This window comes from Vibrio sp. 10N.222.47.A9, from assembly GCF_963872585.1.
Classification (GTDB): Bacteria; Pseudomonadota; Gammaproteobacteria; order Enterobacterales; family Vibrionaceae; genus Vibrio; species Vibrio splendidus.
Genome location: NZ_CAWNBB010000109.1, coordinates 1 through 312 on the forward strand (window position 1 = coordinate 1; position 312 = coordinate 312).

The following is a 312-nucleotide window of genomic DNA, read 5'->3' on the forward strand; positions in this document are numbered from 1 at the left end:
AATTCATTTTATTAATCAACTCAACGAGCTCTTCATCATCTATCTTGTCTCGATATAAAGCCAAAGCTCGGTACAGTTTCGCTGCAGACACATTTCTCTCTGTCTGCTCTTGCAGATTTGCTACCCAATCGGTTATCCGTTCTTTATCAGTAAGTGACATTCTAAGAGTCAGAGGAGGCACCATATAAGATGTCGTCACTTTCTTTTTGACAGTCGTAATTCCAGTCGACTTACTTGAACCTTCGTTCTTGTCAGTAGAGATAGCTGTTATAGCTCCTCGTTTTTTCAACTTGCTCATATGTATTACCTATG

Annotated in this window: 1 protein-coding gene; it reads right to left on the reverse strand. The window is 39.4% G+C overall.

What is annotated here, in order from left to right:
* Positions 1 to 298: hypothetical protein (locus AACT19_RS25410; RefSeq protein WP_016799982.1), on the reverse strand; the 298-nt coding region annotated here is incomplete at its 3' end.
* Positions 299 to 312 lie beyond the last annotated feature (14 nt).